Origin of the sequence: Tenggerimyces flavus (assembly GCF_016907715.1) — a bacterium.
In the GTDB taxonomy this organism is placed as follows: Bacteria; Actinomycetota; Actinomycetes; order Propionibacteriales; family Actinopolymorphaceae; genus Tenggerimyces; species Tenggerimyces flavus.
Window position 1 is genome coordinate 4,452,985 of the sequence record NZ_JAFBCM010000001.1, and the last position, 23,138, is coordinate 4,476,122.

18 protein-coding genes and 1 tRNA gene are annotated in these 23,138 nt (G+C 68.0%); 14 read left to right on the top strand and 5 right to left on the bottom strand.

Going from position 1 to position 23,138, the window contains the following annotated elements; genetic code table 11:
* Positions 1-39: 39 nt before the first annotated feature.
* The 5 genes from JOD67_RS20810 (at position 40) to JOD67_RS20830 (ending at position 9,058) form a co-directional block, all read left to right on the top strand.
* Complete coding sequence (locus JOD67_RS20810) at positions 40-693, top strand: SCO family protein (protein WP_307782480.1); 654 nt, start codon at positions 40-42, stop codon at positions 691-693.
* A complete protein-coding gene (locus tag JOD67_RS20815) occupies positions 690-1,415 on the top strand; it encodes a DsbA family protein (protein ID WP_205119263.1) in 726 nt (241 codons plus the stop codon). Before JOD67_RS20810 ends, JOD67_RS20815 begins: the two co-directional genes overlap by 4 nt.
* 478 nt (positions 1,416-1,893) lie before the next feature.
* A complete protein-coding gene (gene lgt, locus JOD67_RS20820; RefSeq protein ID WP_205119264.1) occupies positions 1,894-2,883 on the top strand; it encodes a prolipoprotein diacylglyceryl transferase in 990 nt (329 codons plus the stop codon).
* A 183-nt stretch (positions 2,884-3,066) separates the two neighbouring features.
* On the top strand, positions 3,067-7,587 hold the full coding sequence (gene gltB, locus JOD67_RS20825) for a glutamate synthase large subunit (RefSeq protein ID WP_205119265.1): 4,521 nt from the start codon (positions 3,067-3,069) through the stop codon (positions 7,585-7,587).
* A complete protein-coding gene (locus JOD67_RS20830) occupies positions 7,580-9,058 on the top strand; it encodes a glutamate synthase subunit beta (protein WP_205119266.1) in 1,479 nt (492 codons plus the stop codon). The genes gltB and JOD67_RS20830 overlap by 8 nt, the downstream gene beginning before the upstream one ends.
* Here the strand turns inward: JOD67_RS20830 and JOD67_RS20835 are convergent.
* Positions 9,047-9,997: a DUF2867 domain-containing protein gene (locus JOD67_RS20835; protein ID WP_205119267.1), complete on the bottom strand. Its 951-nt coding sequence runs from the start codon at positions 9,995-9,997 to the stop codon at positions 9,047-9,049. The genes JOD67_RS20830 and JOD67_RS20835 overlap by 12 nt on opposite strands.
* A gap of 212 nt (positions 9,998-10,209) precedes the next feature.
* Between JOD67_RS20835 and JOD67_RS20840 the strand changes: the two genes are divergently transcribed.
* Positions 10,210-10,449 (top strand): hypothetical protein, encoded by a 240-nt coding sequence (locus JOD67_RS20840; RefSeq protein WP_205119268.1) that lies wholly within the window; start codon positions 10,210-10,212, stop codon positions 10,447-10,449.
* Between the two features lie 831 nt (positions 10,450-11,280).
* On the opposite strand, the gene JOD67_RS20845 is transcribed toward JOD67_RS20840, so the two are convergent.
* A complete protein-coding gene (locus JOD67_RS20845; protein WP_205119269.1) occupies positions 11,281-12,639 on the bottom strand; it encodes a type I glutamate--ammonia ligase in 1,359 nt (452 codons plus the stop codon).
* A 27-nt stretch (positions 12,640-12,666) separates the two neighbouring features.
* On the opposite strand from JOD67_RS20845, the gene JOD67_RS20850 reads away from it, so the two are divergent.
* From JOD67_RS20850 to pyk, 3 genes are read left to right on the top strand one after another with little or no spacing between them, the layout of a single operon-like run.
* On the top strand, positions 12,667-13,410 hold the full coding sequence (locus JOD67_RS20850; protein ID WP_205119270.1) for an ABC transporter ATP-binding protein: 744 nt from the start codon (positions 12,667-12,669) through the stop codon (positions 13,408-13,410).
* Complete coding sequence (locus JOD67_RS20855) at positions 13,407-14,090, top strand: hypothetical protein (protein ID WP_205119271.1); 684 nt, start codon at positions 13,407-13,409, stop codon at positions 14,088-14,090. The genes JOD67_RS20850 and JOD67_RS20855 overlap by 4 nt, the downstream gene beginning before the upstream one ends.
* A gap of 45 nt (positions 14,091-14,135) precedes the next feature.
* Positions 14,136-15,581 (top strand): pyruvate kinase, encoded by a 1,446-nt coding sequence (gene pyk / locus JOD67_RS20860; protein WP_205119272.1) that lies wholly within the window; start codon positions 14,136-14,138, stop codon positions 15,579-15,581.
* 16 nt (positions 15,582-15,597) lie between these two features.
* Here the strand turns inward: pyk and JOD67_RS20865 are convergent, their stop codons facing one another.
* Positions 15,598-15,990: a hypothetical protein gene (locus JOD67_RS20865; RefSeq protein ID WP_205119273.1), complete on the bottom strand. Its 393-nt coding sequence runs from the start codon at positions 15,988-15,990 to the stop codon at positions 15,598-15,600.
* Between the two features lie 182 nt (positions 15,991-16,172).
* Between JOD67_RS20865 and JOD67_RS20870 the strand changes: the two genes are divergently transcribed.
* A complete protein-coding gene (locus JOD67_RS20870; RefSeq protein ID WP_205119274.1) occupies positions 16,173-17,579 on the top strand; it encodes an AMP-dependent synthetase/ligase in 1,407 nt (468 codons plus the stop codon).
* On the opposite strand, the gene JOD67_RS20875 is transcribed toward JOD67_RS20870, so the two are convergent.
* On the bottom strand, positions 17,576-18,292 hold the full coding sequence (locus JOD67_RS20875; RefSeq protein ID WP_239553949.1) for a transcriptional regulator: 717 nt from the start codon (positions 18,290-18,292) through the stop codon (positions 17,576-17,578). The two genes, JOD67_RS20870 and JOD67_RS20875, sit on opposite strands and share 4 nt — an antisense overlap.
* A 102-nt stretch (positions 18,293-18,394) precedes the next feature.
* Positions 18,395-18,478 (bottom strand) — tRNA-Leu (locus tag JOD67_RS20880).
* Between the two features lie 109 nt (positions 18,479-18,587).
* Between JOD67_RS20880 and JOD67_RS20885 the strand changes: the two genes are divergently transcribed.
* The 4 genes from JOD67_RS20885 to JOD67_RS20900 all read left to right on the top strand — a co-directional run bounded on the left by JOD67_RS20885 (position 18,588) and on the right by JOD67_RS20900 (position 23,132).
* Complete coding sequence (locus JOD67_RS20885; protein WP_307782481.1) at positions 18,588-19,238, top strand: ANTAR domain-containing response regulator; 651 nt, start codon at positions 18,588-18,590, stop codon at positions 19,236-19,238.
* A 96-nt stretch (positions 19,239-19,334) separates the two neighbouring features.
* Positions 19,335-20,582 carry a branched-chain amino acid ABC transporter substrate-binding protein gene (locus JOD67_RS20890; RefSeq protein ID WP_205119277.1) on the top strand — a complete coding sequence of 416 codons (1,248 nt, stop codon included), beginning with the start codon at positions 19,335-19,337 and terminating at the stop codon, positions 20,580-20,582.
* 259 nt (positions 20,583-20,841) lie between these two features.
* Positions 20,842-22,080 (top strand): branched-chain amino acid ABC transporter substrate-binding protein, encoded by a 1,239-nt coding sequence (locus JOD67_RS20895; protein WP_205119278.1) that lies wholly within the window; start codon positions 20,842-20,844, stop codon positions 22,078-22,080.
* Positions 22,081-22,187: 107 nt separating this feature from the next.
* Entirely contained in the window at positions 22,188-23,132 is a 945-nt protein-coding gene (locus JOD67_RS20900; RefSeq protein ID WP_205119279.1) for a branched-chain amino acid ABC transporter permease, read from the top strand.
* Positions 23,133-23,138 lie beyond the last annotated feature (6 nt).

Genomic DNA, 23,138 nt, shown 5'->3' on the forward strand with positions numbered 1-23,138 from the left:
TCGGGGAACTATCGGCATGGCGTCGACGGTTGACGGATCGTGAAGTGGGTGGTGTGCCTGGTGGGCATGATCGCGACGCTGTCCGCCTGCAGCTCGCCGTCGCCCTCGCCGCAGAGCATCTCCGACGCGGCGCTGGGTCGTTCCGCGCCGCGCGAGTCGGCTACGCCCACGTTCCGCGGCATGGTCCCGGCTCGCCCGTACGCCCTGCCGGCGGCGACGTTCAACGACACTTCTGGCGCGTCGTACCGGCTCCCTTCCTCGTTGGCGTCGCCCGTCACTCTGGTCTTCTTCGGTTATTCGCACTGCCCGAACGTGTGCGGCACGGTGCTCGCCGACCTCGCGCAGGCGCTGCGCCGCCTCGACAAGGCGGACCGGGCTCAGGTGCGGGTGCTCTTCCTGACGACGGATCCGGCGCGGGACACCCCGCGCGCGATCCGGGCGTACCTGGACCGGTTCGACACGTCGTTCGTCGGGCTGACGGGCACTCTGGCGTCGCTGGAACGCGTCGCGACGGCCGTCGGCGTACCGCTGGAGGGCACCAAACGGCTGCCCGGAGGCGGGTACGAGGTGGGACACGGAGCGCAGATCGTCGGTTTCGACGCACGGCAGCGAGGTCGTGTGGTGTGGTTGGAGGGAACTCCGATTGGGGACCTGCGAGCTGATCTGAAGACGCTGGTGGAGGTGGCTCAGTGAGTAAGAAGGCCGGAGCCGCGCGTGCGCAACTGCAGGCGCAGCGGGCCAAGCAGGCCGAGACGGATCGCCGCAAGGAGCGGCTGATGCGCGTCGGCATCGCGATCGGCGTGGTGGTCGTCCTCGTCGCGATCGGTGGCCTGGTGCAGTGGCAGCGGTCGAAGGTGGACACTTCCGCCTCGTTCCCTTCCGGCGCGACCGACGGGCTGGGTAGCGGCGTCGCGGTCGGCGTCGCCTCGGCACCGGTGCTGGTCGAGGCCTTCGAGGACTTCGCCTGCCCGCACTGCGCGGAGTTCGAGACGAACGCGGAGTCGGCTTTGAACGCGTACGTGTCCTCGGGGAAGGTGCGGCTCGTCTATTTCCCCTTGACGCTGCCCGGCTTCGGGCGGCCGACCGAGCTCGCGGCGAACGCGTTCGCCTGCGCGGCCGACTCTGGGAAGGCGCAGGCTTATCACGACGCGTTGTATGCGAACTTCAAGCAGGACTGGACGAACGCTCAGTTGGTCTCGCTCGGCTCGTCTTTGGGGCTGGACTCGGGCAGGTTCTCGACCTGCGTGAACAAGGAGACGTTCGCCGACTACGTGAAGTCGGTCGACGAGACGGGCACGAGCCGCGGCGTGAACGGGACGCCGACGATCTTCGTGAACGGCAAGCAGATCCCCGCCGAGGACACCACCCTCGACGGCCTCCGCACCGCCGTCGACGCCGCCCTGGCGAAGTCCTGAGGCTGCTCCGCTCCCGCTGGGATTCGAATGAGGGCGTCCCTGTAGCGATCTCTTCGCTAGAGGACGTCCCTCATGCGAAACGGACGCGTCGCCGGCCAGCTCGCTTCCCGCCGAGCGGCGGCGCACTTTACCCACGAAGAGGGCGTTCCCGAGCCTCCCAGCAGCCCTCGGAACGCCCCTCTCGTGGGTGAAGTCACGATGCGGGAAGCGCCCCGGACTCGAAACACTGGAAGGCTCCCAGCTATCGCCAACGGGAACGTTCTGGTATCTGTCTGAGGGGCGGCCTGGAGTTGTTGGAGAGATCTCGGTCTAGAAGCCGAGATCTGTCCAACAAGTCCACCCGACGCGTTCATCCGACACGGTCATGGCACCCGCATGACAGACCGGCCTCTTCGCATGAGGGACGCCCTCATGCGAAACCCTGGCGGCGGGCGCGGCCGGGCAGGCGGCTCGCAGGCCCGACCTATAAGGTGCGTGCGTGAACCTCCTCGCGTCGATTCCGAGCCCGTCGCAGGGCGTCTGGCAGCTCGGTCCGATCCCGATCCGCGCGTACGCGCTGTGCATCATCATCGGCGTCGTCATCGCCGTCTGGCTCAGCAACCGCCGGTGGGTCGCCCGCGGCGGTGCGCCGGGGACGATGTCCGACATCGCGGTATGGGCGGTCCCGTTCGGCTTGGTCGGAGCACGCCTCTACCACGTGATCACCGACTACCAGCTGTACTTCGGCGAGGGGCGCGACCCGCTCTCCGCGCTGTACATCTGGAAGGGCGGCCTCGGCGTGTGGGGCGCGATCGCGTTCGGCGCGCTCGGCGCGTGGATCGCGTGCAAGCGCCGGGGGATCCCGTTGCCCGCGATCGCCGATGCGGCCGCGCCGGGAGTCGTGATCGCGCAGGCGGCTGGGCGGTTCGGCAACTGGTTCAACCAGGAACTCTTCGGCAAGCCGACCACGCTGCCGTGGGGTCTGGAGATCGACGCGGCGCACCGGCCGTCGGGGTTCGAGACGTTCGAGACGTTCCACCCGACGTTCCTGTACGAGATCTTGTGGAACGTCGGCGTCGCGGCCCTGGTGATCTGGGCGGACCGGCGGTTCAAGCTCGGCCACGGGCGCGCGTTCGCCCTGTACGTGATGGGCTACACGGCCGGTCGGGCGTGGATCGAGTACATGCGGATCGACGAGGTCAACCACATCCTCGGCCTGCGGCTGAACGTGTGGACGTCGGTGCTCGTGTTCCTCGGCGGCGTGGCGTACTTCGTGATCTCCTCTCGGCTCCGTCCGGGACGGGAGGATCCCGCGTCGTTGAACCCGCAGCCGGACCCGGACCCGTCGGACGAGAGCGCCGAGAAGCCCGAGAACGCCGAGGACGACGAGCCCGACAGCAAGTCGGATAGCGAGACCGACGAGAAGGCCGAAACGCCGGACGAACCCGCCGAGACAGCGGCCGAAGAGCCCACACCGGAGCGCAAGTAGCCGGATCCCGGGGCGCGCCGCTACTCTGAGGACCAGTACGCGGCGCGGCGTCTCACCCTGTGAGATCGAGCTGTCCAAGACGGCGAGGGTGATCGGGTACCCTGCCTCTCGTCGCCGCCTGGGCCAACGCCGTCCCTCGCGCCTGTCCATTGCACGCGAGTTACGACGACGGGAGTACCCCATATGCGCGGAACACCCCCGCCGCCGCAAGGCCTCTACGACCCACGCTTCGAGCACGACGCGTGTGGCGTCGCGTTCGTCGCGACCTTGAGCGGTGTACCGAGTCACGAGATCGTCGAGCATGCCCTGACGGCATTGAAGAATCTCGACCATCGGGGTGCCTCGGGCGCCGAGCCGGACTCCGGCGATGGCGCGGGGATGTTGATCCAGGTACCCGATGCTTTCTACCGCGAGGTCTGCGAGTTCGACCTACCTGGTCCAGGCCAGTATGCCGTCGGCATGGCGTTCATCCCCGACGACGACCAGGTCGACACCGAGGCCGTACGCAGGATCGGCGAGATCGCGGACGAAGAAGGGCTGAACGTCCTTGGCTGGCGCGATGTTCCGGTCGCGGCCGAGCTGCTCGGGAAGACCTCCCGTGCGGTCATGCCTCGCTTCCGCGAGCTGTTCGTGTCGGCGTCGTCCGGCCGGGTCGTCGGCATGGCGCTCGAGCGCATGGTGTTCGCGTTGCGCAAGCGCGTCGAGCGCGAGACCGACGTGTACTTCCCGTCGCTCTCGTCGCGCACCGTTGTTTACAAGGGCATGCTGACGACGACGCAGCTCGAGCCGTTCTACCCCGACCTCGCCGACCCGCGGGTCGCGAGCGCGGTCGCGTTGGTGCACTCGCGGTTCAGTACGAACACGTTCCCGTCGTGGCCGCTCGCGCACCCGTACCGCTACCTCGCGCACAACGGCGAGATCAACACCGTGATGGGCAACCGCAACTGGATGCGGGCCCGCGAAGCGCTGCTGACGAGCGACCTGATCCCCGGTGACCTGAAGCGGCTGTACCCGATCTGCACGCCGGAGGCGAGCGACTCGGCGACGTTCGACGAGGCGCTCGAGCTGCTGCAGATGGGTGGCCGTTCGCTGCCGCACTCGGTGCTGATGATGATCCCGGAGGCGTGGGAGAACCACGCCGAGATGGATCCGAAGCGGCGCGCGTTCTACGAGTTCCACTCGACGTTGATGGAGCCGTGGGACGGCCCGGCTTCGGTCGCGTTCACCGACGGTACGCAGATCGGCGCGGTGCTCGACCGGAACGGGCTGCGTCCGTCGCGGTACTGGGTCACCGACGAGGGCCTGGTCGTGATGGCGTCGGAGGTCGGCGTGCTCGACCTCGACCCGAAGACGGTCGTCCGCAAGGGCCGCCTCGAGCCGGGCCGGATGTTCCTCGTCGACACCGCGGAGCACCGGATCATCGAGGACGAGGAGATCAAGGAGACGCTCGCCTCGGAGGCACCGTACGAGGAGTGGCTGCACGCCGGACTCATTCGCCTCGAGAACCTGCCGCCGCGCGACCACGTCGTGCACAGCCACGCGTCGGTGCTGCGCCGGCAGCAGACGTTCGGCTACACCGAGGAAGAGCTGCGCGTGCTGCTCGCGCCGATGGCGCGGGTCGGGTACGAGCCGATCGGGTCGATGGGTTCGGACTCGCCGATCGCGGTGCTGTCGGAACGTTCGCGGCTGCTGTTCGACTACTTCTCCCAGCTGTTCGCGCAGGTGACGAACCCACCGCTCGACGCGATCCGCGAGGAGCTCGTCACCTCGCTGTCGTCGACGATCGGGCCAGAGGGCAACCTGCTCGACCCCGGACCAGCGTCGTGCCGGCAGATCGTGCTGCCGTTCCCGGTGCTCGACAACGACGAGCTGGCGAGGATCATCCACGTCAACCGCGACGGCGACCTGCCCGGCTACAACACGTTCGTCGTGCAGGGTCTTTACCCGGTCGACGGTGGGGGAGCGGCGCTGGAACGCCGGCTCGACGAGATCTGCCTCGACGTGTCGGAGGCGATCGCGAACGGCGCACGGATCATCGTGCTGTCCGACCGGCACTCCAACAACGACCTCGCGCCGATTCCCTCGCTGTTGTTGACCGGAGCGGTGCACCACCACCTGATCCGTACGAAGGACCGCACCCGCGTCGGCATGGTCGTCGAGTCCGGCGACGTGCGCGAGGTTCACCATGTGGCGTTGCTGATCGGGTACGGCGCGGCCGCTGTCAACCCGTACTTGGCGATGGAGACGGTCGAGGACCTGGCGCGCGAAGGCGTGTTCCTCAACGGCATCGAGCCAGAGAAGGCCGTTCGCAACCTGGTGAAGGCGCTCGGCAAGGGTGTGCTCAAGGTCATGAGCAAGATGGGCGTCTCGACGGTCGCGTCCTACACGGGTGCGCAGATCTTCGAGGCGATCGGCCTGGGGCAAGACCTGGTTGACAAGTACTTCACCGGCACGACGTCGCGGCTCGGCGGCATCGGGCTCGACGTGATCGCCAGCGAGGTAAGGCGTCGGCACCAGAAGGCCTACCCGGACGACGGCGTGCAGACCGCGCACCGCCGGCTGCTGATCGGCGGCGAGTACCAGTGGCGCCGCGAGGGCGAGCCGCACCTGTTCGACCCGGACACGGTGTTCCGGCTGCAGCACTCGACCCGGTCCGGCCGGTACGACATCTTCAAGCAGTACACGGCTCGGGTGGACGAGCAGGCGCAGCGGCTGATGACGCTGCGCGGGCTGTTCGCGTTCAAGGACAATGTGCGCGAGCCGATCCCGATCGACGAGGTGCAGCCGATCTCGGAGATCGTCAAGCGGTTCTCGACCGGTGCGATGTCGTACGGCTCGATCTCGATGGAAGCCCATCAGACGTTGGCGATCGCGATGAACCGGCTCGGTGCGCGTTCCAACACCGGCGAGGGTGGCGAGGACACCGAGCGGCTGCACGACCCGGAGCGACGCAGCGCGATCAAGCAGGTCGCGTCCGGTCGATTCGGCGTGACTGCGGACTACCTCACGAACTCGACCGACCTGCAGATCAAGATGGCGCAGGGCGCGAAGCCCGGCGAGGGCGGCCAGCTGCCCGGCAACAAGGTGTATCCGTGGATCGCGAAGACGCGGCACTCGACGCCGGGTGTCGGTCTGATCTCGCCGCCGCCGCACCACGACATCTACTCGATCGAGGACCTCGCGCAGCTGATCCACGACCTGAAGAACTCCAACCCCGCCGCGCGCGTGCACGTCAAGCTCGTGGCCGAGGTCGGGGTCGGAACGGTCGCGGCGGGCGTGTCCAAGGCGCACGCGGACGTCGTGCTGATCTCCGGTCACGACGGCGGTACGGGCGCGGCGCCGCTGACGTCGCTGAAGCACGCCGGCGCACCCTGGGAGCTCGGGCTCGCCGAGACGCAGCAGACGTTGTTGCTGAATGGGCTGCGGGACCGGATAGTCGTGCAGACCGACGGTCAGCTGAAGACTGGTCGCGACGTGGTCATCGCGGCGCTGCTCGGTGCGGAGGAGTTCGGCTTCGCGACCGCGCCGCTGGTGGTGTCGGGTTGCGTGATGATGCGCGTGTGTCACCTCGACACGTGTCCGGTGGGTGTGGCGACGCAGAACCCCGAGCTACGCAAGCGGTTCAACGGCAAGCCGGAGTTCGTCGTCAACTTCTTCGAGTTCATTGCCCAAGAGGTGCGGGAGTACCTTGCGGAGTTGGGTTTCCGTACGTTGGAGGAGGCCGTCGGCCACGCCGAGCTGCTCGACATCGGCGCGGCGGTCGAGCACTGGAAGGCGTCGGGTCTCGACCTGCGCCCGATCCTCGAGGTGCCGGACCTGCCCGCCGGCACAGCGCGTCGTTGCGTGACGTCGCAGGACCACGGGCTGGACAAGGCGCTCGACAATCACCTGATCCAGTTGGCGAAGGACGCGTTGGACCGCGGCGAGCCGGTGCGCGCGCAGCTGTCGATCCGCAACGTCAACCGTACGGTCGGCACGACGCTCGGGCACGAGGTGACGAAGCGGTACGGCGGCGAGGGCTTGCCGGACGGGACGATCGACCTCACGTTCGTGGGTTCGGCCGGCCAGTCGTTCGGCGCGTTCGTCCCGTCCGGCATCACCTTGCGGCTGGAGGGTGACGCGAACGACTACCTCGCGAAGGGCCTGTCCGGCGGGCGGGTCGTCGTGCGGCCGGACCGCGCGGCGACGTTCGCCGCCGAGGAGAACATCATTGCCGGCAACGTGATCGCGTACGGCGCGACCGGTGGCGAACTGTTCCTGCGCGGCAAGGTGGGCGAGCGGTTCTGCGTACGCAACTCCGGTGTGACCGCGGTCGTGGAGGGTGTCGGCGACCACGGGTGTGAGTACATGACCGGCGGTGTGGTCTTGGTGCTTGGTGCCACCGGACGCAACTTCGCGGCCGGGATGTCCGGCGGTGTGGCGTACGTCCTCGACCTCGACAAGGGGCGCGTCAACACCGAGATGGTCGACCTCGAGGCGCTCGAGGATGCCGACCGCGAACTGCTGACGGCGTTGGTGGCGAAGCACGCCGAGGAGACCGGGTCGATCGTGGCAGAGGCGCTGCGGATCGACTGGTCGTCCTCCGTTGAGCGGTTCACGAAGGTGATGCCGAAGGACTACAAGCGCGTACTGCAGGCGCGGGCCAAGGCCGAAGCTGAGGGGCGCGATGTGGACGTAGCGATCATGGAGGCGGCGCATGGCTGACCCCAAGGGCTTCCTCACCACGCCTCGCGAAGGTGCGACGCGGCGTCCGGTCGAGGAGCGGTTGCGCGACTGGAACGAGGTCTACCCCGACGGCGGTATCGGGCGCACGCTGCTTCCGATCATCTCCAAGCAGGCCGGGCGATGCATGGACTGCGGCATCCCGTTCTGCCACCAGGGTTGCCCGCTCGGGAACCTGATCCCGGAGTGGAACGACCTGGTGTGGCGGGAGGACTGGCGCGCGGCGATCGAGCGGTTGCACGCGACGAACAACTTCCCGGAGTTCACCGGTCGGCTGTGCCCGGCACCGTGCGAAACCGCGTGTGTGTTGGCGATCGACGAGACCACGTCGGGTGGCGCGGTCACGATCAAGAACGTCGAGGTCGCGATCATCGACCGTGCGTTCGACGAGCGCTGGGTGACGCCGCAGCAGCCGGACTGGCTGACCGGACGTACGGTCGCCGTCGTGGGCTCGGGGCCTGCTGGGTTGGCTGCCGCGCAGCAGCTGACGCGGGCGGGGCACACCGTTGCCGTCTACGAGCGGGCCGACCGGATCGGTGGGCTGCTGCGGTATGGGATCCCCGAGTTCAAGATGGAGAAGCGGATCCTCGACCGGCGGCTCGACCAGATGATGCGCGAGGGCACGGTGTTCCGGCCTGGCGTGACGATCGGGTCGGACATCACGGGGGAGCAGCTGCGGCAGCGGTACGACGCCGTGGTGCTCGCCGTGGGGTCGACGATCGGGCGCGATCTGCCGATGCCGGGGCGTGAGCTCACGGGGATCCATCAGGCGATGGAGTTTCTCCCGCAGTCGAACCGGGCTTCGCTGGGGGACGCTGTTGCTGACCAGATCACCGCCACTGGGAAGCACGTGGTGATCATCGGTGGCGGTGACACGGGTGCGGACTGCTTGGGGACGGCGCACCGGCAGGGTGCGGCTTCCGTTGTGCAGTTGGAGATTCTGCCGCGTCCGACGGAGACTCGGCCGGACAACCAGCCTTGGCCGACGTACCCGATGACGTTCCGCGTGTCCTCGGCGCACGAGGAGGGCGGCGACAGGAAGTACGCGGTGTCGACGCAGTCGTTCGAGGGCGACTCTTCGGGGCACGTGCGGTCTTTGAAGCTGGTCGAGGTGGAGTTCAAGGACGGGCGCTTCTCGCCGGTTGCTGGCTCTGAGCACTCGATTCCGGCGGACTTGGTGCTGTTGGCGATGGGCTTCGTGGGGCCGGAGAAGGCTCTGCCGGAGTCGTTCGGCGTGGAACTGGACGAGCGCGGGAACATCCGGCGCTCTGCGTCGTTCGAGTCATCGGTGCCTGGGGTGTTTGTGGCGGGCGACGCGGGGCGCGGGCAGTCGCTGATCGTGTGGGCGATCGCGGAGGGCCGTTCCTGTGCCGCAGGGGTGGACGCGTACCTGCGCGGCTCCACCGCGCTGCCGGCGCCGATCCTGCCGACCGAGCGGTCGCTAGTGGTGTGACTCGTCGGCGAGTCGTCGGGCCGTTCTGCTGAGCATCGAGCGCAGCACGATCGGGTGGATCGGTCCGACGACGACCCAGTAGGCGCGACCACGCGCGTTGTGCACCTGAACGACGGTGGTGGCGACGACGCGTTCTGGCTCGCGCTTGATGCTGACGCGGAAGTCGAGGTGCTTCTCGTCGCTGCCCAGCAGGACCTCGGTCGGTGTGCTGGCGTATTTCGTGAACGCCTGGTCTTTGGGCTGTCTGTTGATGCCGATGAGCCCGACGACCGCTTGCCTCAGCCCCATGGCGGCTGTGACCCACTTCGGAAAGCTGCCGAACAGGGCGTCCGCCCACGGCTCCGCTGTCATCGGCATGCCCTTCCTGGTGGGAATCTCGTGGGCGTCGATGAAGTCGACCCCCGGTAGCGCGTTCTCGAGAAGCTCGGTGTGCGGCGGCTCCGTTCGCCTTGCCCGCTTGGCGATGACGCGTCTGAGGAAGCGCACCCACGGTGACCATCGTTGGCGTCGCCGTGGCTGCTGGCCGGCGACTCGTTCGGCCTGGTCGAGGATGTCCTCGACCATGGCGTCGTGGATAGGCCTGACGGCGGTCGGCCAGGCGAGGCGCATGGTGCCCTCGAGCTCGCCCTCGATGGTGTGGCGGAGGATGGTGTGGTCGTCGTCCACCTTCTCCAGGCTGAACGCGTGGGTGCCGACGATGTCCATGCCCGGCTCGGTGGCGAACTCGACCAGCCTTCCCGGCTCGTACCTCTGGACGTGGTATCGCATCGGGCCGTGCCCGCCGCTCGAGCCTGGTTGTAGCGGACCGTCCAGGACCATCGGCGGCCATTGTGGCGTCGGGAAGAGGAGGTCGTCGGGCTGGCCGAGCTGGTCGATGAGGGGAGCGGCCTTGTCCATGCTGATGGGGAGAACTCGCTCGTGAACGTTGTGGACTCGCATCCTTGGCCGCCTCCATACGGTGCCGTATGTTCGGTGCTCCATACGCTACCGAATGGTGCGCTCCTTGGGAACGCGATGCTCGTCACACGGAGCCACTGGTTCGTCCACAGGGCGCGGATCTGCCGGGTTCTCGACAGCCCGGCTGTCGCGTCCTTTCCTTGGCTCAATCGTCATGCAGGCTTGTCTCATCGCCACCCGAGAGGACCAGCCCGATGAGACGAGAAGCACCCTTCGCCACCTTGCCGACCACCCCCGAAGCCACCATCCGCCGACTCCAAGCCCGCCGCCAACGCATCGACGACCACAACCTGGGCCGCTCCTTCGGCCTCCCCGAACGCCACGCCCGCAAGCTCCGCCTCCTGGCCGAACGAGCCAACAGGCAGATCTGGCTGAGCAAGCGGAGCAGGCCGAGCAAGCCACCGACCCACCGACCAACCAAGCGGCCTAAGTGACCGCCGCCGCCACCGGCTTGAGTGAAGGGCACCTTCGTTCGATGTGCCGGCCGATCCGCTAGGTGCCCTCAACACCCGTGATCATGATCATGGACGGGTGGCTTGGTCCGACGGGGTTTAGATGAAGGGCACCTTCATCCAAACCTATTGGATGAAGGTGCCCTTCATCCAAGGTCGCGGGTGCTGCGCTTCCCATCGTCGGGTGCCGAGTGGCTCATGTTCTCGGCGAAGCTCTCGGCGGTTTGGTGCTGTCTTGGTGCGGTCCTCGATGAGATCTCGCCGGGGGTTGGTGCTCTTGGGGTCTGTGGCGGCGTCCGATTGTGGTGGCCGGTCCGGGGCGCCTCAAGGGCGCCTCTCCGGGGGCGCTTCGCGCGGAGGGGAGAGGCGTCGCTTCGCGATCGCTTTGCGACCCTTGACCCGCCCCGGACCGGCCACCAGTTTCAAACGCGCCGCCCCCTTCCCCCGGAACAGGTGTCCCGGGACAGGCCTGCTTGGGCCCAGGTCTGCTGCCGGGTTGCGGTCTCATGTGGAGCCCCCGGCCTCTTCTGGCTCAGATGAAGCCGGGCCTTCCGCCCCCGCTCTGCTTTGAATGAAGGGCACCTTCATTCAATAGGTTCGAATGAAGGTGCCCTTCATGAAAACAGCGCCGGCCGCGGGCGCACTCGCAGGTGTTGGGCGGCATCCCCCTCGGGGTGCCATCCCGCATCGTGACTTTGCCTACCAAAGTGCGTTCCCGACCCCCTCGAAACCGGTCCGAACGCCCCCTTCATGGGCAAAGTGGCTCGGTGGCCGCCGAATCGGTGGCAGGGCGGGCGGCCAGCGGCCGGTGGGCTAGTACTTCCAGCGGGTCGCGGCGACGATCTCGTCCGGGGTCGCGTCGGCGAACAGTGCCGCTTCGGCGCGGTGGACGGCGAGGAAGGCCTGCAGCAATGGCTCGCCCAGGGCGGTGGTCAGCGCAGGGTCGGCCTCCAACGCGGCCAGAGCTTCTGCCACGGACTGGGGCAGCCGGGCTGGCTGCTCCGACTCCGGCAGCGACGCTGGGTCGACCGTCACCTCCGAGGGCAGCGTGCCCGAGGGTTCGTCGAGGCCGGCGAGGGCCGCGGCGATGACTGCGCCGACGACGAGGTACGGGTTGGCGCTGCCGTCGACGCACTTGAGCTCTGCGTTCGCCGACCGTGCCTCCGTGCCGACGTTCCCCGGAACGAAGCGCAGCGCGGCCTCGCGGTTCTCTACGCCCCAGCACTGGAACGGCGCTGCCCAGGCTTGGGGCACCAGCCGCAGGTAGCTCGACACCGACGGCGCCAACAGCGCGCACAGAGCGGGAAGCCGAGAGACCAACCCAGCCAACAACGCCTCACCCGGCGCTGTAAGCCCGCGCGTGCCACGACCGCCGGCCAACAGGTTCGAGCCCGCGGCCCAGGGCGACAGATGGAGGTGCGCCCCGTTGCCCACCGACCCCGGCACGACCACCGGCGCGAACGACACCTGCAGCCCGTACGCCAACGAGACCGCACGGATCGTCTGCCGCACCAGCACCATCAGATCCGCCGCAGACACCGGGTCGGCGGGCGCGACCGACAGTTCCAGCTGCCCGGCCGCGTACTCCGGATGGAACTGAACGACCGGAACGCCCTGCGCTACCAGCGCATCGATCAGCGCGCGAGAGTAGGAGGACAGCTCGATGACCCGCGTCATCCCGTAAGCCGGCCCACCGCACGCCGGCTCCAGCGTCCCGTCCGGCAACGTCCGCCCCACGAACCACTCGAGCTCGAACGCCATCTGGAACGTCACCCCACGCTCCGCGGCGCGCGAGGCGAGCCGCCGGGCGAACGTGCGCGAGCACGCGTCCCAAGGCGAGCCGTCCTGCCGCAGCCGGTCCACCGGCGCCCAAGCCCAACCGGGCTGACCCTCGAGCACCCGCAGCTGCGACAGGTCCGGCACCAGCCGCAGGTCGCCCACCGGCCCGCCGATGTACTCGCTCGTCGTGATCGAGTCGTCCACGACGAACACGTCGAACACCGGCGACATCCCGATGCCCATCGTCGCCGCGTACGGCAGCCGCGCCGTCGGGACGGTCTTCACCCGGGTGATCCCCGCGTTGTCGACCCACCCCAGGGCTACCGCGCTCACGTTGCGCGCCGTCAGATCGTCGGCGAGCTGCTGGGCCCGCTCCCCACGTCCGTCCGTCATACAGGAGAGTCTGATAGACACCTCGCTATGAGGTTGGAGGGGGTCTTCGCCCGCTACGGCCGCCGCGATGCCTGGGTCCTCCAGAACGTCGACGGCGAGGTACGGCAAGGCGACACCATCGTGATCACCGGGCGCAACGGGGCCGGAAAATCCACGCTGCTCAGGGTCCTCGCCGGTCTGCTCCCGGTCGGCCGCGGCAAGGTACGCGACCGCCCCGACATCGTTGGCTGGGTGCCCGAACGGTTCCCGACCGCGCAGCCGTTCGCCGTTCTCGCTTACCTGCAAGGGATCGCGCGCGTCCAAGGCCTTTCGCAAAGTCTTGCCCAAAAGACGATCGATGCCTGGGGCGAACGGTTCTTCCTCACCCCGTTCTTCGCCACGCCCCTCGAAGAGCTGTCCAAGGGCACGGCGAGAAAGGTCGGCCTCATCCAAGCCCTGCTGAACCCACCCCAGCTGCTGGTGATGGACGAGCCCTGGGAGGGCCTCGACGCGCAGAGCCAAGCCGAGCTCCCCGCCGTCGTCGAAGAGCTCACCAAGAACGGCGGCAGCTGCGTCCTCACCGACCACCGCGGACGGGCCGCCGACCTCGGCGACGTACGGCACTGGCAGGTCCACCAAGGCGTGCTGAAAGAAGAGGACGCGCCGGCACCACAGGAGGACGCCGAGCACCACGTGATCGAGATCGTCGTCAGGACCGACGAGGTCGGGACGACCGTCGAGTGGCTTCGGGAGGCCGGGTACGACGTGCATGGAACGAGGGAGCGCCGATGAGAGTCCTCGCGCTCGCCTCGATGCGCGTCAACGCGTACGCCCGCAGCCAGCGCGCCCTGGGCCCCTTGCTCGGCACGCTCGTCCTCCTCGGCATCGCCCACGCGGGCGGGAAGGCGAGTCCCGCGCAGGCGTACGGGTTCTCCGCGGCGCTGCTGTTCGCGGTGTTCGCCTGGCAGACCAAGCTCATCCTCGACACGGAGCCAGACGAGCAACGCATGATCGCCCGCGTCGGCATCGGCTCGGCGGCCAAGGAAGTCCAAGCCGGCTTGATCGCCGCCGTGGCGAGCGGAGTGCCGATCATGCTGGTCGGCATCGTCGCCCCACTGGCGCTGCGAGCCCTCGACCTCCAGCGCACCAGCCTCGCCGCGGCAATCGGGCTCGGCCTGCTGGTGCACGTTCTCGCGGTGCTCGCCGGCGCCGGCGTCGGTGCGCTGGCGAGCCGCGCCGTCGTGCCCGAGGCTGGCTGGGCCGCGCTGATCCTGGTCGGTGTGCCCGTGCTGGTCATCGTGCTCGGATCGCGAACGTCGCCGATCGCGCACCTGCTCGTTCCGCAGTTCTTCGGGCTGGCCAAACTCGGGCCGGGCGACGCCGGGGGAGCGGCGGCGCTCAGCGCGCACGCGCTCGTCTGGGCGGCCGTTCTGCTGGGTGCGTACGCATTCCTGCGCCGTACCCGTCCGTAACCGGGCCGACGACCCACGTCTGCTTGACGGGGCTAGGCTCGTAGTGTGCGCCGCGCGAAGATTGTCTGCACTCTGGGTCCCGCCGTCTCGACCCCCGAACGTATTCGGGCGTTGGTCGAGGCCGGCATGGACGTTGCCCGCCTGAACCTGAGCCACGGTTCGTACGCCGACCATGAACGGGTCTACCGCATGGTCCGCGAAGCCTCCGAGGAGTCCGGCCGCGGGGTCGGCATCCTCGTCGACCTGCAGGGGCCGAAGATCCGGCTCGGCAAGTTCGCCGAGGGCTCGGCCAACCTCGTGTACGGGGACACGTTCACGATCACCACCGACGACATCCCGGGGACGAAGGAGCGCGCGTCGACGACGTACGACGGCCTCCCACATGATGTCTCGAAGGGTGACCTGATCCTCGTCGACGATGGCCGGCTGACGCTGGAGGTCCTCGACGTGAAGGACGGCACCGATGTCGTCACGAAGGTCGTGATCGGCGGCAAGGTCTCCAACAACAAGGGCCTCAACCTGCCCGGCATCGGGCTCTCCGTGCCCGCCATGTCGGAGAAGGACCACGAGGACCTGCGCTGGGCGCTGCACCTGCGCGCGGACATGATCGCGCTCTCGTTCGTCCGGAACGCGCGCGACGTCGAGGACGTGCGCCGCGTGATGAACGAGGAGAAGGTACGGCTGCCGGTCATCGCGAAGATCGAGAAGCCGCAGGCCGTGCAGAACCTCGAGGAGATCATCGACGCGTTCGACGCGTTCATGGTCGCGCGTGGTGACCTCGGCGTGGAGATGCCGCTGGAGACCGTTCCGCTCGTCCAGAAGCGGATCATCGAGCTGGCCCGGACGAACGCGAAGCCGGTGATCGTCGCGACCCAGATGCTCGAGTCGATGATCAACGCGCCGCGCCCGACCCGCGCGGAGGCGTCCGACGTCGCGAACGCGGTCCTCGACGGTGCCGATGCGGTGATGCTGTCCGGCGAGACCAGCGTCGGCAACTATCCGATCGAGACCGTCACGACGATGGCGCGGATCGTGACGAACGTGGAGTCCGAGGCGCTCGACAAGATCACCAAGATCGAGTGGACGCCGCGGACCAAGGGCGGCGTGATCGCCAAGGCCGCGGCCGAGGTCGCCGAACGCCTGGGAGCACGCTTCCTGGTCGCGTTCACCCAGTCCGGCGACACCGCGCGTCGGCTCGCTCGCTATCGCTCGTTCGTACCGCTGCTCGCGTTCACGCCGGAGGACGACGTCCGCCACCAGCTATCGCTGGCGTGGGGCATCGAGACGTTCCTGGTGCCGACCGTGTCGCACACCGACGAGATGGTGAAGCAGGTCGACCGGGCATTGCTCGCCGTCGGCCGCTGCCGGCGCGGCGACAGCGTGGTGATCGTGGCGGGCAGCCCGCCGAGCATCCCCGGCTCGACGAACGCGCTCCGCGTCCACCGGATCGGCGACGCCGTCGCCGAAGCGGCACCCGCGTACCGCCTCTAAACCGCGACGGGGCCGCTCAGGTGGTCTCCGCGCGCGGCGGCTGTCCTTGCTCGTCGAGGAAGCGGGCGAGCAGACCGCGGATCACGGTGGCCATGGAGAAGTTGTGCTCCTTGCACCAGTCCTGCAGGCGGGCGTGCTGTTCGACCGGCATGCGTACGGGCACCATTCGCATGTCCTTGTGGGCGAACTCGCCCAGGTTCGCCAGCAGCTGCTCCTGCGCGACCGCGTACTGACCCCAGCGGCGGGCGAGGCCCTTCTGTAGCTCGGGCTTGAGGGCGCTCGCGGTCGGGATCGTGGCGTTCGGGATGCGGTCGAACAGCCACGCGAGGACCTGGTCGCGCTCGTCGGGCTTGAGCTCGTTCAGTGCCTGAACCAGCAGGCGCGCAGGGGATTCCGAGTCGTCCGGCATGAGTTCCCTCCCTCACCGTGCGATATCGCCCATGATATCGCACGCCGCTACCCATACATCTGGTAGCGAAGGGTCATCAACGGTGCACATGTGGTGAGCGGTATGGTCTGGGGCAAGGGGTCGGGGTCTAGAGCAGCAGCACGCGGCGGCAGCCCAGGTATGGGTGTGCCGAAGGAGCGACTATGCCTGGACCCGACATGTCGCAGGACCCGGTGCCCACGCTTGCGAACGTGAGCAGGTTCTGGGGGCGTTGGTACGGACCGTCGATCGCGTTGCGCGCGACTCGGCCGGGCCGGTGGTCCGAGCTGACCTACGCCGAGCTCGCCGAGGCGGTGGACGACGTCGGTCGCGGGCTGATCGGGCTCGACGTCGGCCCGGGAGACCGGGTGGCGATCCTGGCCGCCAACCGCCCGGAGTGGACCATCGTCGACCTCGCCGTGCTCGCGGCAGGGGCGGTGACCGTACCCCTCGACCCGGCTGCCGACGCCGAGGAGTGGGTCGCGCGGCTCGCTGACTCCGGCGCTCGCGTGCTGGTCTGCGAGAACGTCGAGCAGCTCGCCCGCCTCGGCGCGCGGCGCTCGCTGGTGCCGCGGCTGGCGACGACGGTCGTCATGGACGCCGACGGCCGGGCGGACGTCGTGGGGCTGGCTGAGCTCGCCGACCGCGGCCGTACCCTCGACCCGCTCGTGCTGCAGGACCGGTCGGCGGCGGTGCATGGCGGCGAGGTCGCGAGCATCACGTACGAGGACGGGCCTGTCCGGGGCTGCGTGCTGACGCAGGACAACTGGCGGGCGGCGCTGGACGGGATGTGGTCGGCGCTGCCGGTCCAGTCGGCCGACACGGTGTTCCTGCAGCTGCCGCTGCACGGGGCACTGGGGCGGCTGGTCCAGTACGACGCGCTCGGGCGGGGGGCGACGCTCCGGCTCTGTGCGGGCGGGTCGCGGACCGCGGTGACGGAGCTCGGTCAGGTGCGGCCGGAGTACCTCGTCGCGACGCCGGAGGTGTACGAGCAGGTGCACGCTCAGGCGGCGGACCTGCTCGACCGGGTGCCCGCGGCCGACCGGCACGCCTTCCAACGGGCCGTGACCCTCGGACGCGAGGTGCGCGGCGCCGACGAGCACGGCCTGACCGTGCCGTCCGACCGGCGGCGCGACTTCGCGGTCGCGGACACCCGCTGGCTCGCCCGCGTCCGCGAGGTCTTCGGCGGCCGCCTCCGCGGCGCCCTGTCGGGCGGTGGCGGGATGACGTACGAGGCGCTGGACTTCCTCTGGGCGTGCGGGGTCTCGGTGGACGAGGTGTACGGGTCACCGACGATGACCGGGATCGCGACGCTGAACGCCCCCGGCCTCCGCCGCCTCGGCACCTTCGGCCGCCCCATCGGCGGCGTCGAGGTCCGCATCGCCCACGACGGCGAGATCCTTGTGCAGGGCGGAACGGTCTTCCTCGGCTACTACCGCAACCCCGCGGCCACCCGCGAAGCGTTGGTCGACGGCTGGCTCCGCACCGGCGACCGCGGCGAGCTCGACGCCGAGGGCTACCTGCGCGTGACCGGCCGTCGGGAGGGCAACAACCACCACCACGCCGCCTAGCTCTTCGGCCCGACATGCAGATCGAGCGCGGCCACAGCCTCCCGCCGCGCCACGGACACGTGCTGAGGGTTGGTCCGCCGCCATGCGATGTCGAGCAGGTCGAGAGCCCAGGTGCAGAGGTTGATGATGTCCTCGGACTTGTTCGAGAAGAAATAGCGCGGATACTCATAGCGCCTCGGCCCAGAGCGAAGATGCCGGACCGTCCAATTCGTTATGCGGCAGCCGTCGGAATGGAAGAGGCCGCGCACGAACCGATGCGGAAATCGTTTGACAACCTGGCGTTGCCATTCTTCGAGAACGATAGGCCGGGTGTGTTTCATGCCCGGACCTGCCTGCGGAAACACGCAGGCCCAATGCTTCCAGTAGAGCTTGGTCTCGATGCAGCCCGGATGGCTCCGGCGGGTCACGCGCCCGGCACCTTTCACCGCGACCAGGGTGGCGGCGATCTCGTCGTTGAGCTCGACGTAGTCGACGTCGTTGTAGATCGACAACGACCACACGTCGTTCCGGCCGCGCACCAGGTGCCCGTCGCCGAGATACCAGCCCAGCAACAACGCATAGGCGGCTTCGTCCAGCGGCGCACCCTCACATCGTGGGCACGGTGCGCTGGTGGGCGAGCCGCGAGGGAGTCCGCGTCGTCGATAGAGTCGACGCCACCTTCTGATGGTCTTGACCGCGACACCACAATGCGCCGCGTTGTCGCGATCGGTCATACCAGCGTCAGTGAGAGCGAAGCTCTCCGAAACCGTTTCCCAGGGGCGAATGTGAGTCATCGAGTAATGGTCTCAGTGACCACCGACAATGCCTTGTTTCGGTGCCGGGTGTGGGACTCGAACCCACACGCCCTTTCGAGCAATGGCTTTTGAGGCCATCATGTCTACCGATTCCATCAACCCGGCAATTCGGCCCGACCAACCATATCATCGAGCACCGACAAGATAGCAGACCTTACCGAGACCGGTACGCTGGCCAGCGGAGTTGGACCAAGGCGGCAGTGAAGGGTGTCACGTGAGCGAGCAGAAGGTACGCCGGGTCGTACTGGCTGAGGATGAGGCGTTGATCAGGCTCGACCTGGCCGAGATGCTCGGCGAGGAGGGGTACGACGTCGTCGGGCAGGCGGGCGATGGCGAGGCGGCGATCGCGCTCGTCAAGGAGCTGGCCCCCGACCTGGCCATCCTCGACATCAAGATGCCCAAGCTCGACGGCATCAGCGTCGCCGAGCAGATCGCCAAGGACAAGCTGTGCGCGGTCGTGATCCTCACCGCGTTCAGCCAGCGCGAGCTGGTCGAGCGCGCACGCGACGCCGGGGCGATGGCGTATCTCGTCAAGCCGTTCACCAAGGCCGACCTCGTCCCGGCGATCGAGATCGCCGTCTCGCGGTTCACCGAGCAGGCGGAGCTGGAACGGGAGAACGCCGACCTCACCGACCGGCTGGAGACCCGCAAGCTCGTCGACCGGGCCAAGTCGATCCTGCAGACGAAGTTCGGCCTCACCGAGCCCGACGCGTTCCGCTGGATCCAGAAGACCGCGATGGACAAGCGCGTCAGCATGCGCCGCGTCGCGCAGCTGGTGGTCGACGAGGGTGACGAGTTGAAGGCCGAAGCCCCCGGTGCCCATGAAGCAGAAGAGGCGCAAGCGGAGTCGACTACGGAGGGTTGATCCGTGGGGGTTTCCCCGATTCCCGCACGCTGAACGATTCCTAGGCTCGCAGCAGGCGCCGAAACCGGCGCCTGCAAAGCGTTCCAGGAGGAAATCGTGCGTCAGCGGTCCGCCATCCGCATCGGATTGGCCCTCGTCGCAGCTTCTCTGGCTCTCAGCGCGTGCGGCAGTAGAGGCGCCACGACGGATCCTGAGAGTGACCCGAGCAGCGGCAACCCCACCACCCAGCAGCAGAAGGTCGTCAAGATCGGCGTGATCGCGCCGTTCTCCGGGGAGAACTCCGCGTTCGGCCTCGGCATCCGCAACGGTGCCGACCTCGCCATCAAGCAGGCGAACGAGCAGAACGCCATCCCCGGTTGGAAGATCGAGCTCGCGGCCGAGGACGACGAGGGTCAGCCCGACGTCGGCAAGAACGCCGCGACGAAGGTCGCCGGCGACGACGAGGTCGGCGCGGTGGTCGGTACGTTCAACTCCGGCGTCGCCCAGCAGACCGCGCCCGTGCTCAACAGCGCCAACATCGCGCAGGTCAGCCCCGCGAACACCAACGACACGCTGACCCGCGGCAACGACTTCGAAGCCAACCCGCAGCGGCTCTACCCGAACTACTTCCGCCTGTGCGCCACCGACGGCATCCAGGGCCCGTTCGGCGCGCAGTACCTCTACAACGACCTGAAGATCACCGAGGTCGCGACGATCCACGACAAGAAGACGTACGGCCAGGGCATCGTCGAGGCGTTCACCAAGGAGTTCGAGAAGCTGGGCGGCACGATCGTCGCGGCCGAGACGGTCGACGCCAAGGAGAAGGACCTCGGCGCGGTCATCTCCAAGATCCAGTCGAAGAACCCGAAGGCCGTCTACTACGGCGGTGAGTACGGTCAGGCCGGCCCGCTCGCCGCGCAGCTCGAGTCCGCGGGGCTCGACGTGCCGCTGATGGGCGGCGACGGTATCAAGTCCGACGAGTTCATCAAGCTCGCCCAGGACTCGGCCAGCGGCAACTACGGCTCCTCGGTCGGCGCGCCTACCAACGAGCTCCCGACGGCCTCGAAGTTCGTCGCCGACTACGAGAAGGCCGGCTACTCCGAGCCCATGGAGGCGTTCGGCGCCTACTCCTTCGACTCCACGAACGCCGTGATCAAGGCGCTCGCCGTGGCCCTGAAGGACGCGACGGACGTGAAGTCCGCGCGGCCGAAGGTGATCGAGGCACTCGCCGTCACCGATTTCGAGGGCGTGACGGGCAAGGTCGGGTTCGACGAGTTCGGCGACCCGGTCAACAAGGTCCTCACGATGTACGAGGTCGAGGGCGGCAAGTGGGTCAAGGCGAAGACCGAGGCCTTCAACAAGTGACGCCAGCAATCGGCGCGGAGGGGGTGGAATCCCCACCCCTTCCGAACCGATTCCGAACCGATTTGGCCTAGATCACCCACCAGTGCACGAATCGTCGCACACGGTAGTCCTCCCGATGTGCCTGAAGTTACGACACGGTAAGAGGGTGGGGGAGTCCATTCACTGAGACGGGTCGGGAGGCTAGTCTCTCCACACCCGCGGTCCACGCGGGTGGCCGGCGCATATGGCGCGTCGGGTTCCATCGGGCACAGGAGGAAACGTGGGTCAGCGTTCCGCCATCCGGATCGGAGTGGCGCTGGTCGCCGCATCCTTGGCGTTCGCCGCCGCTGGTTGCGGCAACCGCGGCGGTGAGACTGGGAGCCAGGGAGGCGAGGGCGACGCCCCCACCAAGACCGCGAAGATCGGCGTGATCTCGCCGACCTCTGGCGGCCTGAGCGCGCTGGGCATCGGCATCAAGAACTCCGTCGACCTCGCGATCAAGCAGGCGAACGAGACGAAGGCCATCCCTGGTTGGACGTTGGAGCTCGCCGCGGAGGACGACGCGGAGAACCCCGACACCGGCAAGAACGCGGCGACGAAGCTCGCCGCGGACGACGAGGTCGTCGGTGTCGTCGGCACGCTCCAGTCGAGCATCGCCCAGCAGGTGCAGCCGGTTCTCGCTTCGGCGAACATCGTCCAGGTGTCTCCGGCGAACACCAACGACACCCTGACGAAGGGTGCGAAGTTCGAGACCGCACCCGAGCGTCCCTACCCGACGTACTTCCGCGTCTGCGCGGTGGACTCGCTGCAGGGTCCGTACGCGGCGCAGTACGTCTACAACACGCTGAAGTTCACCAAGGTCGCCACGATCCACGACAAGCTCACCTACGGGCAGGGCCTGGTCGAGGCGTTCACCAAGGAGTACACGAAGCTCGGCGGCACGGTCGTCGCGGCGGAGACCGTTCAGAAGGACGAGACGGACTTCGGCGCGGTCATCTCCAAGATCGCTCCCAAGGCGCCGCAGCTCGTCTACTACGGCGGTCAGTACCCGCAGTCCGGTCCGCTGTCCAACCAGATGAAGTCCGGTGGCCTGAAGGTTCCGGTCATGGGTGGCGACGGCATGCAGGCCGGCGACTACATCAAGCTGGCCGGTGCGGCCTCCGAGGGCGACTTCGCCACCTCGGTCGGCGCGCCGACCGACGCGCTCGAGTCGGCGAAGAAGTACGTCGACGACTACGGCAAGGCCGGCTACAAGGACCCGTACGAGACCTACGGCGGTTACTCCTACGACGCCGCGAACTCGATCATCGAGGCCCTCAAGGTCGCCCTGAAGGACGCGACGGACGCCAAGTCCGCGCGGGCGAAGGTCGTCGAGGCGATGGCGAACGTGAGCTTCGACGGCGTCACCGGCAAGGTCGGCTTCGACGAGTTCGGTGACACGACGACGAAGATCCTGACCATGTACAAGGTCGAGAGCGGCAAGTGGGCCGCAGCCAGCACGGACGACCTTGGCCAGTAGCAGTTGAGCCATGGGGGGCGGGCGACGAGCCCGCCCCCTTTGGCGTTCTCCACTGAGTCAGAACTAGCAGGCTTTCGGCACTCGTACCTCGGTCAGGGAGGTGGTGTGTGGACCAGTTTCTCCAGCAGCTCATCAACGGGCTGTCGCTCGGTTCGCTGTACGCGTTGATCGCGGTTGGATACACCGTCGTCTACGGGATCATCCAGCTGATCAACTTCGCCCACGGTGAAGTGTTCATGATCGGGGCGTTCGGCGCACTGACGGTCCACACGGTGGCGTTCGACGAGGACATGCGGTCCCTCTGGGTCCTTCCTGTCATGGTGATCGGCGCGATGGCGGCCTCCGTCGGCGTGGTCATCCTGATGGAACGGTTCGCCTACCGACCACTCCGCAACGCACCACGATTAGCACCCCTGATCACGGCGATCGGGGTCTCGATCTTCCTGCAGGAAGCGGTTCGCCTGTTCTACGGGCGGATTCCCGGCTTCGACGACGCCAAGCGCGCGATCCCGTTCCCGCAGATCGAGTTCGTCACCGGCGAGCCGATCGCGATGGGGGGAGTGGTGATCCAGCGGGCCGCGGCGTTCACGATCGTCGCGCTGATCTTCTGCACCGTGCTGCTGTGGTTCTTCGTCAACCGGACCCGTACGGGCCGCGCGATGCAGGCCACCTCGCAGGACCCCGACACCGCCCGGCTGATGGGCATCAACGTCGACCGCATCATCGTGATCGCGTTCTGCGTCGGCGCCGCACTCGCGGCGATCGCCGGTGTCGCGCACGGGCTGCGGTACACGCAGATCGACTTCCGGATGGGCTTCCTCGCCGGGCTGAAGGCGTTCACCGCCGCGGTCCTCGGCGGCATCGGCAACATCTACGGCGCCGTCGTCGGCGGCCTGGTCCTCGGGCTGGCCGAGGCGATGGCGATCCAGTACGTGCCTGGCCAGTTCGGCGGAACGGCCTGGAAGGACGTCTGGGCCTTCGTCCTGTTGATCCTGGTCCTGGTCTTCCGGCCGCAGGGCCTGCTGGGTGCGAGGGTGGTGGACCGCGCATGAGGCTCG